The 17,101-nt window shown below is 32.8% G+C and carries 16 protein-coding genes; all 16 read right to left on the bottom strand.

Annotated elements, in window-relative coordinates; all coding sequences use genetic code 11:
- Positions 1 to 96: 96 nt before the first annotated feature.
- On the bottom strand, positions 97 to 1,302 hold the full coding sequence (locus ABES03_RS21805; RefSeq protein WP_430120632.1) for a glycosyltransferase: 1,206 nt from the start codon (positions 1,300 to 1,302) through the stop codon (positions 97 to 99).
- A 3-nt stretch (positions 1,303 to 1,305) separates the two neighbouring features.
- Positions 1,306 to 2,022 (bottom strand): glycosyltransferase family 32 protein, encoded by a 717-nt coding sequence (locus ABES03_RS21800; protein ID WP_430120630.1) that lies wholly within the window; start codon positions 2,020 to 2,022, stop codon positions 1,306 to 1,308.
- A gap of 46 nt (positions 2,023 to 2,068) precedes the next feature.
- Complete coding sequence (locus tag ABES03_RS21795; RefSeq protein WP_430120628.1) at positions 2,069 to 2,965, bottom strand: glycosyltransferase family 2 protein; 897 nt, start codon at positions 2,963 to 2,965, stop codon at positions 2,069 to 2,071.
- Between the two features lie 6 nt (positions 2,966 to 2,971).
- Positions 2,972 to 4,081 carry a glycosyltransferase family 1 protein gene (locus ABES03_RS21790; RefSeq protein WP_430120626.1) on the bottom strand — a complete coding sequence of 370 codons (1,110 nt, stop codon included), beginning with the start codon at positions 4,079 to 4,081 and terminating at the stop codon, positions 2,972 to 2,974.
- Positions 4,082 to 4,099: 18 nt separating this feature from the next.
- On the bottom strand, positions 4,100 to 5,092 hold the full coding sequence (locus ABES03_RS21785; RefSeq protein ID WP_430120624.1) for an SDR family oxidoreductase: 993 nt from the start codon (positions 5,090 to 5,092) through the stop codon (positions 4,100 to 4,102).
- A 1-nt stretch (position 5,093) separates the two neighbouring features.
- Positions 5,094 to 6,482: a nucleotide sugar dehydrogenase gene (locus ABES03_RS21780; RefSeq protein WP_430120622.1), complete on the bottom strand. Its 1,389-nt coding sequence runs from the start codon at positions 6,480 to 6,482 to the stop codon at positions 5,094 to 5,096.
- The gene (locus ABES03_RS21775; RefSeq protein WP_430120620.1) at positions 6,479 to 7,579 is read right to left on the bottom strand and encodes a glycosyltransferase family 4 protein; all 1,101 of its coding nucleotides are present in this window, start codon (positions 7,577 to 7,579) and stop codon (positions 6,479 to 6,481) included. The genes ABES03_RS21780 and ABES03_RS21775 overlap by 4 nt, the downstream gene beginning before the upstream one ends.
- A gap of 556 nt (positions 7,580 to 8,135) precedes the next feature.
- Entirely contained in the window at positions 8,136 to 9,356 is a 1,221-nt protein-coding gene (locus ABES03_RS21770) for an acyltransferase family protein (protein WP_430120618.1), read from the bottom strand.
- A 408-nt stretch (positions 9,357 to 9,764) separates the two neighbouring features.
- On the bottom strand, positions 9,765 to 10,433 hold the full coding sequence (locus ABES03_RS21765; protein WP_430120616.1) for an HAD family hydrolase: 669 nt from the start codon (positions 10,431 to 10,433) through the stop codon (positions 9,765 to 9,767).
- Between the two features lie 58 nt (positions 10,434 to 10,491).
- On the bottom strand, positions 10,492 to 11,232 hold the full coding sequence (locus tag ABES03_RS21760) for a 3-deoxy-manno-octulosonate cytidylyltransferase (protein WP_430120614.1): 741 nt from the start codon (positions 11,230 to 11,232) through the stop codon (positions 10,492 to 10,494).
- Between the two features lie 10 nt (positions 11,233 to 11,242).
- A complete protein-coding gene (locus ABES03_RS21755; protein WP_430120612.1) occupies positions 11,243 to 12,850 on the bottom strand; it encodes an aldolase catalytic domain-containing protein in 1,608 nt (535 codons plus the stop codon).
- Between the two features lie 175 nt (positions 12,851 to 13,025).
- Entirely contained in the window at positions 13,026 to 13,931 is a 906-nt protein-coding gene (locus ABES03_RS21750; protein WP_430120610.1) for a 6-hydroxymethylpterin diphosphokinase MptE-like protein, read from the bottom strand.
- Positions 13,931 to 14,737 carry a 6-hydroxymethylpterin diphosphokinase MptE-like protein gene (locus ABES03_RS21745; RefSeq protein WP_430120608.1) on the bottom strand — a complete coding sequence of 269 codons (807 nt, stop codon included), beginning with the start codon at positions 14,735 to 14,737 and terminating at the stop codon, positions 13,931 to 13,933. The genes ABES03_RS21750 and ABES03_RS21745 overlap by 1 nt, the downstream gene beginning before the upstream one ends.
- Positions 14,737 to 15,270: a KdsC family phosphatase gene (locus ABES03_RS21740; protein ID WP_430120606.1), complete on the bottom strand. Its 534-nt coding sequence runs from the start codon at positions 15,268 to 15,270 to the stop codon at positions 14,737 to 14,739. The genes ABES03_RS21745 and ABES03_RS21740 overlap by 1 nt, the downstream gene beginning before the upstream one ends.
- On the bottom strand, positions 15,267 to 16,277 hold the full coding sequence (locus ABES03_RS21735; RefSeq protein WP_430120604.1) for a KpsF/GutQ family sugar-phosphate isomerase: 1,011 nt from the start codon (positions 16,275 to 16,277) through the stop codon (positions 15,267 to 15,269). The genes ABES03_RS21740 and ABES03_RS21735 overlap by 4 nt, the downstream gene beginning before the upstream one ends.
- On the bottom strand, positions 16,249 to 17,088 hold the full coding sequence (kdsA, locus tag ABES03_RS21730; RefSeq protein ID WP_430120602.1) for a 3-deoxy-8-phosphooctulonate synthase: 840 nt from the start codon (positions 17,086 to 17,088) through the stop codon (positions 16,249 to 16,251). Before kdsA ends, ABES03_RS21735 begins: the two co-directional genes overlap by 29 nt.
- Between the last annotated feature and the right edge of the window lie 13 nt (positions 17,089 to 17,101).

The raw sequence follows: 17,101 nt of genomic DNA, 5'->3' as shown, positions 1-17,101 counted from the left end.
AATAAATGGTTTATCATAGCAACATCTTAATATATACATAAATATAACGTAATAGATATTCTTTTTAAAGAACAAACATTCGACAAAAACCTGCAATTATTTTATTAAGTTATAAATTTTCTGTATTTCGAATTCATTTCCATAATCCATATTAGAACAATTTATACTTAACTTTTTTCTTAAATTCTTGTTTCTTATTAGTTCAATAATCCCCTTTGCACACCCTTCAACATCCATAGGAACTATAATTCCATCAAAGTTGTTTTTCAATTGACTATTTGAAGTTGAAAAATTTGTAATTACTACTGGCTTACAAAGCATTTGAGCCTCCCGAACTGCTACAGCTTTGCCTTCATATCTAGATGGTTGCACATATATATCACAGTACTTAAGATATGGATAGGGATTTTCCTTTTTCCCTAGAATAATTACATGGTCTTGCATGCCAGCTTCAATTATTTTTTCTTTTATTAGTTGTTCGTCTCCACCATAGCCAATAAGACACCATCTTATCTTATACCCTGCTTCAATTATTAATTTACATATATCAGGAACGTTATCAAAATTTTTCGCGTAACTAAACCGTCCAATTGATAGTAGTTTTACTTCATGGTCACTCAACTCCATCTCGTGCTCTATATTAATATTCTCTGCTGCTTGTTGTTTAACAAAACTGGGAGATAGTATGTTTTCAATTTGAATAATTCTATGTTTTAAATCGGGAAACCTTGAACAAAATCCTTCTGTACAATTTTCTGAAATAGAGGCAATATAATCAAACTGATTCCAAATTTTATAACCCTCTTTAACATCCAAATCAATTTGTGAATAATCAGTATGCATCCAAGCAATTTTTATTTTTGCTCTCGTTTTATATGCTGCTATATAATGTGGCTCTAAAAAACTAATAGTTAAGTCATATAAATTATTAGGAACTATTTTTGAAATGAATGGGAAGGTAAATAAATTACTATACTCAATAGCTATGTTATTTGGATATTTAGGCTTTTTAATAATAGTAAAGAATTTTGCAACTAACTTTCCTAGTAATCTACCGATGAATATGTCTAAATAGCCTTTCATTAATACACTTTTAAGAGGTATTGCAATCGCTGCGGCCTTGCTATCTTCTGGTAATAAATTTACTTCCTTTGGAATTAGTTTCAAAAATTCACCTGTATGACGACATAAGTATAAGTCAACACTATAATTCGAGTAATCTATACTATTTAATAATCCTATCAAACTTCGTTCTGCCCCACCAATTTCCATCCAATGAGATACAATTAAGATTTTTTTCATATTTTATCCCACTACTTTTTTAAGCCAACTAAAACAATTTTTTCCAAATAACAAATGAAAAATTCTTGTTATTTTACTTCTTTTCCTTTTGATAGGATCAACCCACGATTTATTGAACCAGTGTATAGTTGCAGTATTTGCAGTCTTATTTAATCTCCCAGTCGCATTATCCAAAGGGCAAAAATAGTCCATTGGGTATAGTGCAAACCCGTTAATAACTTGAAATTCCCCATTTTTATTAAGGCCATATTTTTCTAGAATATTTGTCATTATTCTTACATTACTTGTCATATCTAGGCTTCCATCATTGTTTACAAAACTCTTATCTTCATAGTACGCTAGGAATTCTCCAAATAATTCGAACTCTTTTTCACATGCCATTACACCTGTAGGAACGTAATCCTGGGTTTCAAATCCAGAAAAAGCTTTATTATTTAGGAATATATCCAATGAAGATAAAACTTCAACATCTGTATCCATATAAATTCCACCATATTTATACATAACATATAAACGAACATAGTCAGTTACAAAAGCGTATTTTTTATTTTGATATGCTTCATATACATACTTGTTACTTGTAATATCAAAGTTTTGTTCATTCCATTCAATAATCTTATAGTCCGGACAATATTTCTCCCAACTATTAATGCACTTTTGTGCCAATTTGGGCATATCTCCTTTACCAAACCAACAGTAGTGTATTACTTTTGGAATCATCGCTTTATCTTACCTTTCTGTCATTAAAATGTATTAAAATCCAATGTTATACATTTGTGTATTTATCTAATACCTTAAAGGTAATATATTTGTTTAAGACAATACCAAATGGTAAAGCAATAAGCGTCAGCAGTTTTTGAGGTGAGTGCTTTAAAACATCCTCACTTCCTGCAAAGACACTGCAAGATACATAATGTATGGCTTGCTTAAATTTGAATAGGAACGGGGTGTTAGGTAATTTCATCATTTCCATTCGATAAAATCTAAAGCCTTTTGGACTTTGTTTATATTGCTTTAATATATTCATTGATGATCCATCCGGCAGATACTCCACACAACAGAGTGCTTCATTCATTAAAAGCATCTCAACTTCCTGATCTAGCAAATAATATTTATATGAGAGAGGAACTAACTTTTCATTGGGATAAACAGGATAAGGATATTTCCTTGTCAAATTCGTCCGATAGACTAGTTTCTTATCTCCCTTAACTCCGTATTTATTGTATAGGTTAAATAATGTAGAAGTTCTAATATTACTTGGAAGTTCTGTCCCAATAACTTTCCCTTTGGCATTACAATCCAGCCCAATGATACCGCCTATATTTTCACCTCCGTTTTCATTCCAAAAAGACACGATTTTTTCAACTGCATCATAAGGCATATAATCATCGCTATCAATACAAACATTTAATTCTGTTTCAATTAGGTTATAGGCCGTATTATGTGCTCCGTGCATACCTTGGTTTTCCTGTAGATAATATCGAATGGAAATAATTCCTTCTTCTATCCAACTTTTTACTAAATCCTCCGTATTATCAGAAGATCCATCATCAATAATTAACCAAATAAAATCTTTGCATGATTGCCTTTTCAGACTTCCATAACATTTATGAAGGGTATAAGCCCTATTGTAGGTCGGGGTAAATATAGTCAATATTGGCAAGAAATATCACCTCGAATTCGTTAGATAAAAGTCTTGAAGCCATGTTGCCGTATTCTTAATATCATACCCTCTGTCCCTTAGCATTTTTAATTTAGAGGTATGACGTTGTATTTTTCCCACGGTCATTTTTTCTAGTTCAGCAGCCCAAAGATCTATACTTGATAGATTTAAAAACTTCATTAAACCTAAACCTAAGTCAACCTCATCTGTGATCTCATCTGATATTATACAAGGGACTCCAGCAGCTTGTGCCTCTATAAGTGTTACTGGTAACCCTTCATGCAGGGACGGAAATAAAAATAGGTCAAAAGCTTGTAGTAATTGATTAATATCACTTCTAACACCTAGAAACTTAACCTTATCTCGTATATTTAGTTCGCCGACTCTTTTTTCAATATCATTCCGTAATACACCGTCACCACATAATAATAGGATTGAGTTGGGCTTTCTTTTAACAAATTCAGCAAAAACTTCAATTAGGAATTTATGATTTTTTTGTTTTGTAAACCTACCAACATGACCAAAAACTATTTGATCATTAATCCCTAATTCTATTCTTTTTGTCTTTCTAATATCTGGAGAGTACGTAAACATTTCAGGCTCTATACCATTATTAAGCAATTTTGCCGCATTTGCCTTTTTCCCAAATAACCATTTGGCGGCAGCTTCTGAACATGCAAATGTATAATCGGAATAGGAGGGAATAAATAACCCGGAATACCATTTATATGCCTTAGCTAATGCTCCGCCCTCCCCTCCAGTATTATGGCTGTGAGAAATACAATACCGAATGCCAAATTTTTTTGCAGCTCTAACTACCAATCCACTCATTCTATTTAAATGAGAATGTACGATGGTATAGTCATTATGGGTAGAGAAGAAATTATTTAAGGCATTTATGTAACCAAAATGCCCCACTTCATTAATATATGGAATTCGATGTATGGTCCCACCAAGTTCTTTAATTTCTTGATCAAAAACTCCTTCTTTACACGTCAGAAAATCGAATTGAATTTTGGAACGGTCTATATTTCTATATAGATTCATAAGCAGTGTCTCAGCTCCGCCCCTGTTCATATTTACGACAACGTGCAGAACTCTAATAGGTTTACTCATTTCCTACCCTCCTGGAACTTACACCCGTTCTAAGTATCCCAAATTCTCTTTATACCATTCTATGGCAGCCTCAATGCCTTGCTCAAAGCTCCATTCTGGTTCATACCCCAGCATCAGTTGGGCTTTAGATATATCAGCATTGCTATGCTTAATATCCCCTTTTCTCTCTGGCCCAAAAACCGGCTGGATCTCTTTTCCTAATGCATTTAACAAGTGATGATAGATATCTATTAAAAACTCTCTTCCACCGTAAGCAATATTATAGGCTTGCCCTGCAGCCTCACTACTTGACATACAGGCTTTCAAATTGGCCTCAATTACATTTTCTATATAAGTAAAATCTCTACTCTGTTTTCCGTCACCATTAATGGTTGGACTTTCATTATTCAGAAGTTGTTTAATAAATTTGGGAATAACCGCTGCATAAGCCCCATTAGGATCCTGTCTCCGTCCGAATACATTAAAATACCTTAAACCATAGGTATCGAGTCCGTATAGCTTTGTATATAGCTTCCCATATTCCTCATCTACCATTTTGGTAAGTGCATATGGAGATAACACATTGCCTTCTTTCCCCTCTTTTTTTGGCAGATTAGGCTCGTCACCATAGACGGATGAACTTGAGGCGTAAACAAATTTCTTCACACCATACTGTCTAGCTGCCTCCATCATATGTAACGTGCCTTTAATGTTAATTTCTTCATATAGTAATGGCATCTCTATACTTCTGGGAACACTTCCCCATGCGGCTTGATGAAGGACATAATCCACACCTTCACAAGCTTTCATACAAGTATCCAAGTCACGAATATCTCCTTCAATAAATTCATAGTTAGGATTAACTAACAATGAATCTACATTTTCCTTTTTGCCAGTTGAAAAATTATCAAGTCCCCGAACCCGATATCCTAATTTCAAGATGGCTTCAACTAAATTGGAACCTATAAATCCTGCTGATCCAGTTACTAAAAAAGTTGACCCCTTCGGAAATTTAATAGTTTCATACCCCATGTTAAAGCCTCCAATACAAGAAGCCTGAATTCTCAGCTTCTGCTCGATTAAATACTCCCTTAATATCTATTAATACATGGTCATTCCTTTCAGCTTCTGTATCAAACTCAGATGCAGCCGCTACTTCATTCATCGCTTCAGAATGGATATACATTTGACCGGATGTTTTAAACATCTTTTTTACATCTTCTAAGCAAATAGATTTAAACTCATCATGAGCTACTGCAAAGATGACAGCATCCATTTCCTTTATTTCTTCCACACAACATGGATTAATTCTATATTCATTCCAAAGGTCATCTTTATCCGCTAGAGGATCAACCACTTTAACTTCCACTCCATACTCCTCTAATTCTTTGATTACATCGACTACTTTTGTGTTCCGAACATCAGGGCAGTTCTGTTTAAAAGTAACACCAAAGACAGCTACTTTTGAGCCATTTATTTGTTTGTTGGCTTTGATCATTTTCTTGACAGTACTTTCAGCTACATACTTCCCCATATCATCATTAATTTTTCTACCCGAAAGTATAATTTGAGAATAGTAGCCCATTTGTTCCGCCTTGTATGTAAGATAGTAAGGGTCTACACCAATACAATGGCCTCCTACAAGACCAGGAGAGAACTTTAAGAAATTCCACTTCGTTCCTGCTGCTTCTAATACAGATTTCGTATCAATCCCCATCTTGTTGAAGATGATAGAAAGTTCATTCATGAAAGCTATATTAATGTCTCGTTGGGAGTTTTCAATCACCTTCGCAGCTTCAGCCACTTTAATGCTTTCTGCCTTATAAACCCCCACATCAACGACCAGTTCATAAACTTTTGCGACAGTCTCTAATGTTTCTTTATCCATTCCAGAAACTACTTTAATGATTGTTTCTAGTCTATGTTCTTGATCGCCAGGGTTTATTCTTTCAGGGGAGTATCCCACTTTAAAATCCACTCCACACTTTAATCCAGATTCCTTTTCTAAAATAGGAACACAAAACTCTTCTGTTACACCTGGATATACAGTGGATTCAAAGACAACAATGGAACCTTTGGTTAAATTTCTACCAAGAGTACGGGTGGCTGATTCTATAGGAGTTAAGTCAGGAGTTCGGTCTTCTTTAACAGGGGTAGGTACGGCAACAATATGGAATTTTGCTTCTCTTAATCTTTTTTCATCAGATGTGAAATCAACAGTTGTGAGCTTAATAATTTCATTTCCTACTTCTTTTGTTGGGTCCACACCATTTTTATAAAGCTCAATCTTTTCCTTATTCACATCAAACCCGATGACATCCACTTTCTTTGCAAAAGAAACAGCAATAGGCATCCCCACATAACCTAGGCCGATTAATGATACTTTTTCTTCTCTTTTAACAATCTTTTCATATAAATTCATACCATTTCTCCTTTTAAATTATTAATCTCATCCATATATGCATTAATCACAATTTTTCTATCATATTCTTTCTCCATTTTTTTTCGCCCAGCTATTCCCATTGCTTTTTTTTGTTCATACGGCAGTTTTATAAATTTAATGATGGCTTCTACTAAACTTTCAACACTCTTCACCTCAAAACCATAACCGCTTACATCTTCATCAAACGTTTCTATGCACCCAGGTACTCTTGAAGCTAAAACTGGCCGTCCTGAAGAGGCAGATTCAAGCAGTACATTCGCTGTTCCTTCATGATAGGAAGGAAGGATGGTTGCGTGAGATTTCTTTATAAACGAATGAACATTATTCTGTTGGCCGTGATAATGAATAATTCCTAATTGATCTAATTCAGCTAATTGTTGATGGTAATCTTCTTCACAATGGCCGATTAAATCGAATTGTGTATTTGGATATTTTTCTATGACTATTTTGGCCGCTTGCAGAAGCTCTTCTATCCCCTTTGATTTCATCATTCGTCCAATAAAGAGAAATCTGTGTTTTCCATCATCCTCAGGATATTCTTCAAAAGTATGGTGGTCTAAATTCACACCAGAACCGGGAATTAATCTTGTTTTGCTCTTTACAATGTTTTGATCGAGAAAGAATTTTAGATTCGTATCATTTTGGAAAAATAAACATGCTGCTTTTTTTAATCCTATTTTATTGAGCATTAATGTAATTTTTTGAATGATACCTTTATTCTCAACGGATGTACCTAGACCAGTAATGTTCGTGATATATGGTGTTTTGGTAATCCTGCATGCTAGGCCGCCATAAACATTGGGCTTAATGGTATAAGTTAAAACTACGTCTGGATTAATTCGTTTAATTAGTTTTATATAATGAAGTAAAAGCCGTACATCTTTAATGGGATTGGTTCCGCGTCTTTCTAAATGGGTCTCTACGAATTTACATCCTAATCTTTCTAGTTTGGGTACATATTCATCATTTGGTAAGGATATATACACATCATTATTCTGATTGATAAGTTCTTTTAATATTTCTTTTCTAAAGTTATATAAGCCCATTCCGAAGTTAGCCAACACAAGATTTTTCATTAATTAAACTCTCCCTACTGGAACATCACGATTGTTTCCGTTTTATCTCCATCAGCGAACTCTTCTTCTGATAGTTCTATAAAAAGAACGATAATTCCAAAAAAAATTAAAATAATTTCAAATTCAATTACATTTTTCTCTATAAACCTAAAAAAGTATATAAATTATGGGGTTAAGTAAGTTGTTTTTTCTTTATAACGAACACTATTGTTAAGAATATATTATTATTTCAAGGAAATGAAGTCAATACAATTTCATAAAAGATTTATAATTTTCGAAGACATTATCAATTATTATTGATCCTAAGATATATTTGACTTTGTTTTTTACAAATTTTTGAGTTTATAGATAGCGATTGTGATTCTTTTACCCCAGATTGAGGAGGTGCCTTAGACTTCCTTTTGAAAGTGTTCTCGTATACCCATACCTTTACAAACTATACCTTAATTTAAAAAATATTCACCATAAAAAAACAATCTCACAAAAGCTCTATATTAAAATTTAAACTATCAAAAAATTCTGATACCAAATCTAATTAGGGTGACCCTCCGTTTGATTATCCTACTTCTTTTTGCTTGTTTAGTGCTCTATTACGGTGACTTAATATATATAAGGTAATTTTTGTTTCAAGATATTTTCGAACAATATGTGTTTTAGCTTCTGTATACTTGGAGAATAAAAACGCAATTAAACAAATAAGTAATACAATAAACATTTCGACAAGTACTGAAGTTATGTTAGGCTGTAAGCCAGAAAAACCATTCTTAGCGCACCAATAGTATATTGTATTTATTATAGGATAATGAATTAAATAAAGGCTAAATGAAAAACTGGCAATTAATTTGGATAACTTCCCCAGCCATATAAGATTGACGTTCCTTTTATTTGATTTACCATGTAGCAAGGTATAAATTAGAAAGCCAAAAGCTAATCCTATAAAAAGGTTAACACCAAATAAATCCATTAAATCCTTCAATTGCTTATCTGCAAAAAGCCTTCCAGTCATTACTAAAGGATGAACAGGCATTGCTATAAATAGTAATAATAAGGCTAGTATTGAAAAGAACCTTTGTGTAAAAAAATTTATTTTTGGTGATAAAAGTACAAAAGTGCCTATTAACCATATTGTAAAATAGGAGTTCATGCTAATGCCAATTGTAGTTATTATTCCTAAAGATAACAATAAGTATGTAAGTTTACTAACTTTCCTCTGTTTAATAAATACCCCTAGCAGTAGTGGAAATAGCATGTAATACCAAAACTCAAAACTTAGACTCCATAATGGAGCATTTGAGCCATAAAATCCTACCAAAATATTCTGGAGAAAAAATAAATTTCCTATAAACTCTTTTAAGTTATTAATAATATTTTCATAACCTTTGTAACCAAAAAAATAAACTGCTATATTATCCAAGATAAATGTTAATAATAATGCAGGTATCAACACAACAAATAGTCTTGAAAGACGGTGTATAAAATATGACTGCCATGACCATTTATTTTCATATACTGCTTTTAGAACCGATCTTGAGATAAATAATCCACTTAGTACAAAAAATATTATTACTGAAGGATTACCTAGAAAATTTAGCAGGTAGATAAACTTAACGAGTAAGTTAGGACTTTCTAAATAACCGTACCCCACAAACAATCTAGAGCTTAAATGCTCCATTACTACTAAAATAGCAGATATCCCGCGAACTAAGTCTAAATAAATTGATACATTTCCATCTAACAATTGATTTGCCTTAGTAAAATTCGAATAAAACTTCCTCATCTATACACCATTTCCTCCACTATAAAATTCTCCAGATTGAACTTATTAAATGAATAATAAAAAAAGCATATTTTTATTCATCTTAACTAATCAGTATTTAACAACTTAATCCTTAAATAAAAGACTAGAAAGTTAATATCTCTTATCCTACCTTTGATTTTACAAAGGGAATTTTACTACCTCCAACTTAAAGATACATCAAGAATGAATTAATTAAAAAATTACATTTGAATTCTTTTTATGAATATAATAACCTTGCCGATAAATAGAAACTTACTATTAAAAAGAAACTATCATCTATATTCCTTTTCCATCAATACAGTTCAAGTATTCAACCATAACTATCCAACAACCCTAGGTATTAAAAGGTCTATATTAAAAAACTATTTTAGAGTTTAATCATGATCTTCAAATATTAGAAATAAGTTCTGCAAGTGTATTAACTACCAGTTTTGCACCCTTTCTACATATGAAATCCTGCTCTTCAGACTGAACTGTGTATCTTGACATATAAATAAAATCAATCTTATGTTCCTTAGCAGTTTTCATATCAGATAATGCATCTCCTATAAATATAGCTTTTTTGTTAGGATGATTACTTAAGATAATTGAAGCACACTCTGTTTTAGTTTTAGGAGAACCAAATATTTTAACAAAATATTTACTTATATTTCTTTTAATAAAGACCTCATTTAGTTCTCTTTCATCGCTACCAGAAGCTACGTATAATTTTTTATTTAATTTGGACAACTCCAAAAGTAAATTTTCAGTACCTGCTGTAATATTCGCGTCTTTATAAACTTCCTTGCAAATATTCGCATAATTGTTTAAAAAAGTTATATACTGTTTTTCTTGAAATGACTCTTTTGCAAAATCACTTAAAAACTCTTTGAATTTTACGTATCTGGAAACCCCAAATGTCTTTTTACAATGGTTAACAAAGCTTTCAACTACTTCAGTAGGATAACCTTCTACTGCCATACCAAATGCTTCGCATTTTAAAAGATTTACATCTATAAGGACACCATCACAATCAAAAATGATAATGTCATATTGGCTTAAAAATGGTGAGATCATTTTTTACTCCTTTATATATACTTAATATGGCTAACCTAAAAAGTGTTCAAAAATACAATTAGTTAATTTTTAAACCTCTGTCAAATATTGCTGCCTCTACACGTTGAATATCTTCTGGAGTATCCACCGCAATTGAATCACTAGATAGTTCTAACATTCGCACTTCCCAGCCTAATTCTGAAAATCGAAGTATTTCGATGTCTTCTATGCTTTCGAGATTCGTTTTCTTGGACACCGATGAAAAGTCCTTTAATGCTTCTCTTGGAAAAGCATAGACACACACTTGGCGCCATGCCTTTTGAAATCCCTGTTCCTTATTGGAAGGAATTGGAGAGCGAGACATAAAAAGTAATCGTCCATCTGGTCGGAATACTACTTTTGGTATTGAGCTGCTTCTGAAAAGATTTTCGTCACTTATTTCACAGTATCCATTCAATACTTCACCTGGGTACTCTTCAACACTTGATATTAATAACTTCAAGTCATTCGGGTTGAATAATGGTTCATCACCTTGAACATTAATAAATACATCTGCATCAATATACTTAGCACACTCTGCAATTCTATCTGTTCCAGTAAGGCAATCGCTTGAAGTCATAATAACTTGAATATTATTTGATTCACACACTTCCCTAATACGTTTATCATCTGTTGCAACATAAACCTTTTCGGGAGGACATGCTTTTATACATTGCTGATAAGTTCTTACAACCATGGGGAGACCACATAAATCTATTAGTGGTTTTCCAGGTAATCTCGAAGATTGATAACGGGCTGGAATAATGACACAATAATTCATAGTTATCCTCCTAAAAAGCGTAAACTGTACTTGTAGAAATTTTGTATTGGGTTGGTGTAATAGATATTACTGGTGGAGTATTTGAAACACGCGTGAATGTATTCAATAAATTATTAATTTCGCTTGTTCTCGGGTCATCAGCACCATAACCGTCAAACCCAGCTAATAGAATGCGAGATGCGTTTCCACTAGCTGCAATAGCTAAAGCATATGCAAAAACAAGTGAGTTTGGTAGAACGCAGAAATTTGCATCAAACTTAAAAGTATTTTCTTGTATCGAAATACCAAAATCCAATAGTTTCTTTCCACTAAAAGCCTTATTAATATTATGAGATAACATAGAAGCTGGGATTATTAATGGTTGTGGTAGAGTGGTGTGTAGAGAGCTATCTGCAAGTAGTCTAACAGGATGACATGCGGCTCTAACGTTAATTAAATCTGAAGAAATATGCGATTGAGTATTCAGGGCTATTACGTAAGGCTGTTTGCTTCTGATATAATCTTCCAATGCCTGCCTATGCTTAACAATACTTGGTCCTGTACCTATTATTAAAACTTCCTTATTAGAAATTACATCTGCCGGCTTCCAAGTACCAGTTGGATCTCCGGAATAAAAATTACGTGCAGCCTCTAATGTATTGATATTAAATTTTTTTCCACCTTCAGATTTTAAATATTCAATAACTGCTAATATATCTTCTTCAATATACCTAGAGTCACTAAGCATTTCTTGAATGTATGTTGGGTGTATACCATATTTACCAGCAAGATAGTAAAAAGTATTGGTCCCCCAACCACATCTTTGTTGTAACGGTAGAAAGTATCCTTCAATTAACTTCATTAACGGAGTAATATTAATAGAGCCATTTCTATACTCTTCTAACTCAATTGCTAAATACTCAGTTTTTGCATTTCCAGGACCTCTTCCCATTCCGGTTACGGTGCCATCAATCCACGTCACACCTTCCTCTAGAGCACGCATAGAATTTGCTAACGCGTACCCCATGTTATCATGGGTGTGTATTCCCAATGGTCCTTTCCAGGCCTGACGGATCACTTGAATTATTTGAGATGTGTCTTCAGGACTTAAGCTACCTAAGCTATCAGCAAAATATAGGACATCTAATGGATATTGACTAGCAGCATATGCTAAATTTTTAATTTCTTCTTCACTTCGATCTCCAATCTGCATAAGATTAAAACCTACCATGTAACCTTGATTCTTTAACCAACTGACCGCCGGTAATGCTTGTTCAAATTCATGTACGTGGCATGCTATACGAACTAAACTTACAGGTGATTCGGAAGCAGGGGCAAATAATTTAGATAAGGCCATTTCAATTCCATCTGGATATTTAACCAAATCACTGGCATTGATCATTACACCTATTTTTATCCCTTCAGGTATAACTAGTTTTTTTATGTAATTGTCTGTAGTATAGGCACATGCTCCCCTGAATCCATCCTTACTAAAACCACGTAAACCCAGTTCTACATAGTCCACAGAAATTTCATCCATTGCAATCAAGTAATCTTGGATTAATGAAACATCAAAATCCCAAGAGTTATAATAACCACCGTCACGAAGAGTGCAGTCTAATAATTTTACATTATTCATGTTTTTCCTCCTAAATTTTTTAAATTATGATAATTAGAGGACAGTAGACCATTACATTCACAAATTAACATTTGTTAGAAAATATTTTTTAAGCTTTTTGACATGGAAGAATGTTTTATTATTTAACGTTTTTTCACAAAAATCCCCTTATAATAGGAATAGTATTGCACGTTAATTATACGGTTTTATAACCTTGTTGCTTAACAGCTCCTAGTTCTCCAGCTACTGTTTCACCAATAAAATTACCATTAGTATCGAATAAATCATCGAAGTTAACCCTTGGAAAAACCTCAAGTTTACCTCCCCTAGTAGCATTATAGATTTTCACACCTCTCTGATCACAATATTGCTTAGCAGATTTATAAGCTTGTGACATCGCATATATATTATTGGGAACTTGCTTTGCATTCTCAATAGAGTTATAGTAGCTCTCTTTAAAATAATCCTTCCCTATCAATTCTTTATTGATTTCAATACTACCATCTTCCTGTTTATTAATTGCATAATTATTATCGACACCTATTAAATAGATATTTTTAAACCCCATATAGATTGCAAGTTGAATATTTGCATACGTTACTGTTCCATGTGTATTCAACTTTTCCGACAAATCTTCACTGAACTTTGGTAGGCCACTTTTCTCATGTTCGTGATAAGATCTTAAAAAGACACACTCCTTACCAAAATGTTTTTTCAAGGGTGAATAACCAGCATCTGTTACAACCACAAACATCTGTTTCTTTCTCATGTTATATACTTCATCAAAAAAATTAACTGCCATCCGTGCATCTATAAAAGTATAATAATAGGGGCTCCACTTAGTATCATCTAAGAATAAATTAATTCTATTTGAAGAAAATGAAATCTGATTTTTTATTTTATTTAAATCTTCTCCCGTCAAACTTGGTCCATTTCCAATAATAAAGCAACTTTCACCAATGTGGATGTCTTTATATTTTTTTACTCTTTGCGATAGCATTCTAATTCTTATATTAATAAAGGACCGTCTTATTTTTCTTCTATAAGTCCAAATAATAAAAGATGCTACGTTATTTGTTATTTTTTTTATCATATTCTTCATTATTTTTCTCCAAACAATCCATCAAAATTTTTTAGGTCGAATACATCCAAGTAAGAAACCCGTGTTGCATTTAGTATTTTTCTCCCAGAATTTTCATATACTAACTTTGCCTTTTCCATACCATGATAAATTTCTTCTGGCGCCTGTCCTGGTTTCTTTTCATCTGCTCTGATGTACTCTTTACTAAAATAATGTTGTGAGTTATCTTCTTTTTTAAGAAAGGATAAATCTTTTGTTTTTGAAATTGCCCCTTTAAAATTGTAATCATGTCCTAACAAATAGACTTCTGAAAATCCCAAATAATGTGCTATTTGAAGTAGATGATATGAAACACTACCTGAAGAATATAAAGATTCCATAATATTAATTGAAAAAGTACCACGTTTTTTCTTATAAAGATTATTATTAAAATAAATATCTGCTTTAAATAAATGTTTATAACACTTTAGAGTGAATTTTGTTTTTGCTTCTACTAAATTTATATCATGTACATTTTCCTCAAGTACTATGGGATCAACTACCATATAAAAAGTTGGTCTCCAATTAGTTTTATTGAAAATTTTATATATTTTATTAGAAGCAAAAGTATATTCAGCTTTCAATTTTTCTAAATCCTCTGGCTTCAAACTTGGCCCATTACCAATGATAAAACAGCGCTCACCTAGATATTTATTTTTCAACCTAAGTATTTTATAGTTATTTTTAGTTAAAGGGATATTTATTTTCGAGAAATAATTTACAAAATTAAAGATTATTAAATAAAAGGAATTATAGACTTTGATTAAACTTTTTTTGACTTCTCTCATCATCGTTCACCTAAGACTAATTCACCTTTTTTATTGTTTTTGTTGACTTTAATCTCTTTAAGGATTAAATCAATTAACTCCCTGACGGCACCATTACCACCATTAGATTTGCAAACATAATCTACTACACAAATAACTTCCTGAATTGCATCTGCTGGGCAAGCTGTTAGATAGCATACATTCATACAATCAATATCGTTTACATCATCACCAATATAAGCAACATTTTCATATATTAGCTGATACTTATTAATAATCTCATCTAAAACCCTTAGTTTATCCTCTACGCCTTGATGAACTTCTTTAATTTTTAGATCAGCAGCACGATTTGCTAAAATCTCTGATTTCTTCCCCGTAATGATAACTGGGATGATATTATATTCTTCTATATTTATTAAACGGTAACCGTCTCTTACATTGAATGCTTTAAATACCTCACCATTTGCACCGATATAGATTTTCCCATCTGTCAGGGTACCATCTACATCCATAACTAGCATCTTAATTTTTGATAAGTCTTTATCTTTTATCATACAAATATCCCCATACCAAGGATATCGTTAACTCTTACAGTTCCGACCAGTTTATTTTCACTAATTACTGGCAATGCAGAGATATTTTTTTCTTTCATCATCTTTAATGCATCAACTGCGAGCATATTACAATCAATATATATTGGAATTTTTCCCATTACATCATCTACTACCAAATTATAAACATTCACTTCCCTTGTGAACGTTCTTCTTAAATCGCCATCAGTAAAGACTCCTATTAATTCATTATTTTGATTTACAATATTAATAATTCCTATTGCTTTAGAGCTCATCTCAATAATAGCGTCTTTTAACTTGGTCCCAGCCTTCACAACTGCATTTTTATCCCCTGCATGCATAATATCCGTCACTTTTATTAACAGTTTTTTGCCAAGAGATCCTGCTGGATGATACAATGCATAATTTCGTTCTTGAAAACCATATATCTTAGATAAACAAACCGCTAATGCATCCCCTAAAACCATTTCAACCGTTGTACTTGATGTGGGTGCTAAATTCATTGAACATGCTTCATTAAATTTAGGAAATACAAATGAGTAGTCACTGTATTTAACAAGTGATGAATTTTGATTACCTGAAATACCTATCAAGGTTGCACCTATCATTTTAATATTTGGTAGAATCCTAGTGATTTCTTCGCTTTCTCCGCTATAACTAATAGCAATTACAATGTCGTTTGCAGAAATCATTCCTAAGTCACCATGGAGTGCTTCTGCAGGATGAAGGAAAAACGAGGATGTACCAAGACTAGACATCGTTGCGGCAATTTTTCTTGATACATGTCCTGGCTTGCCCATTCCTGTAACAATTACCTTTCCTGAACAATTGGATATCAATTCTACAATTCTTACAAACCTTTCATCTAAAGCATCTTTAACTAAGTTTATGGCGTTTACTTCGGTTTCAAAAACATATTTCGATTCAGATAGAATATCTATTAGATGTTCATTTTTCGATTCAGTGAGAAATTCTAATTGATTCAACATCACGCACCGCCTTAAATACTTTCATTAGTTTTTTTAGCATCACTTCAATCTCATCAAGTTTAACCATGTTAGGGCCATCAGACTTTGCATTGTCTGGATCCTCATGCACTTCCATGAATAATACATCTGCACCAACAGCTAAAGCTGCTTTAGCTAAAGGTTCTACATACTCTCGATTCCCACCTGTAGTTGTGAGGTTGCCTCCAGGCTTTTGAACACTGTGCGTTGCATCAAATACAACTGGATAACCAAAATTTTTCAATTCAATAATGTTGGTCATATCAACAACTAAATTGTTATAACCAAAGGTATTTCCTCTTTCGCACAAAAGAATGTTTTCGTTACCTGTTTCTTCAACCTTTGTAATCACATTTTTCATATCTTTTGCTGATAAAAACTGCGCCTTTTTTATATTGATTGGTAACCTCGTTTCAGCAGCTGCTACCAACAGATCTGTTTGTCTGCATAGAAAAGCAGGTATTTGCAGCATATCTACAACCTCAGCAGCAATCCTTGCTTGATACGGTTCATGAATATCTGTAACTACAGGTACACCTAGATCATCTTTCACTTTTTTAAGTATACGAAGACCTTCATTTATCCCAGGACCTCTGTACGATGAAATGGACGTTCTATTCGCTTTATCGAACGACGACTTAAAAATAAAAGGAATACCAAGTAATCCTGTAATTTCTTTCAATTTTGATGCTACTCCCATTACTTGTGCTTCTGATTCTATTACACATGGGCCTGCAACTAACGCAAACATATTATTATTTACTGTAATGTTACCAACATTTATTGATTTCATTATAAATCCTTCC

Origin of the sequence: Neobacillus rhizosphaerae, assembly GCF_050477885.1 — a bacterium.
Classification (GTDB): domain Bacteria; phylum Bacillota; class Bacilli; order Bacillales; family Cytobacillaceae; genus Neobacillus; species Neobacillus rhizosphaerae_A.
This window is presented reverse-complemented; position numbering and strand designations above follow the sequence as displayed.

Bases quoted from the DNA above. Each gene is read 5' to 3' on its own strand.
- ABES03_RS21805 (WP_430120632.1), bottom strand. From the start codon at position 1,302: ATGAAAAAAATCTTAATTGTATCTCATTGGATGGAAATTGGTGGGGCA.
- ABES03_RS21800 (WP_430120630.1), bottom strand. From the start codon at position 2,022: ATGATTCCAAAAGTAATACACTACTGTTGGTTTGGTAAAGGAGATATG.
- ABES03_RS21790 (WP_430120626.1), bottom strand. From the start codon at position 4,081: ATGAGTAAACCTATTAGAGTTCTGCACGTTGTCGTAAATATGAACAGG.
- ABES03_RS21785 (WP_430120624.1), bottom strand. From the start codon at position 5,092: ATGGGGTATGAAACTATTAAATTTCCGAAGGGGTCAACTTTTTTAGTA.
- ABES03_RS21780 (WP_430120622.1), bottom strand. From the start codon at position 6,482: ATGAATTTATATGAAAAGATTGTTAAAAGAGAAGAAAAAGTATCATTA.
- ABES03_RS21775 (WP_430120620.1), bottom strand. From the start codon at position 7,579: ATGAAAAATCTTGTGTTGGCTAACTTCGGAATGGGCTTATATAACTTT.
- ABES03_RS21770 (WP_430120618.1), bottom strand. From the start codon at position 9,356: ATGAGGAAGTTTTATTCGAATTTTACTAAGGCAAATCAATTGTTAGAT.
- ABES03_RS21765 (WP_430120616.1), bottom strand. From the start codon at position 10,433: ATGATCTCACCATTTTTAAGCCAATATGACATTATCATTTTTGATTGT.
- ABES03_RS21760 (WP_430120614.1), bottom strand. From the start codon at position 11,232: ATGAATTATTGTGTCATTATTCCAGCCCGTTATCAATCTTCGAGATTA.
- ABES03_RS21755 (WP_430120612.1), bottom strand. From the start codon at position 12,850: ATGAATAATGTAAAATTATTAGACTGCACTCTTCGTGACGGTGGTTAT.
- ABES03_RS21750 (WP_430120610.1), bottom strand. From the start codon at position 13,931: ATGAAGAATATGATAAAAAAAATAACAAATAACGTAGCATCTTTTATT.
- ABES03_RS21745 (WP_430120608.1), bottom strand. From the start codon at position 14,737: ATGAGAGAAGTCAAAAAAAGTTTAATCAAAGTCTATAATTCCTTTTAT.
- ABES03_RS21740 (WP_430120606.1), bottom strand. From the start codon at position 15,270: ATGATAAAAGATAAAGACTTATCAAAAATTAAGATGCTAGTTATGGAT.
- ABES03_RS21735 (WP_430120604.1), bottom strand. From the start codon at position 16,277: ATGTTGAATCAATTAGAATTTCTCACTGAATCGAAAAATGAACATCTA.
- kdsA (WP_430120602.1), bottom strand. From the start codon at position 17,088: ATGAAATCAATAAATGTTGGTAACATTACAGTAAATAATAATATGTTT.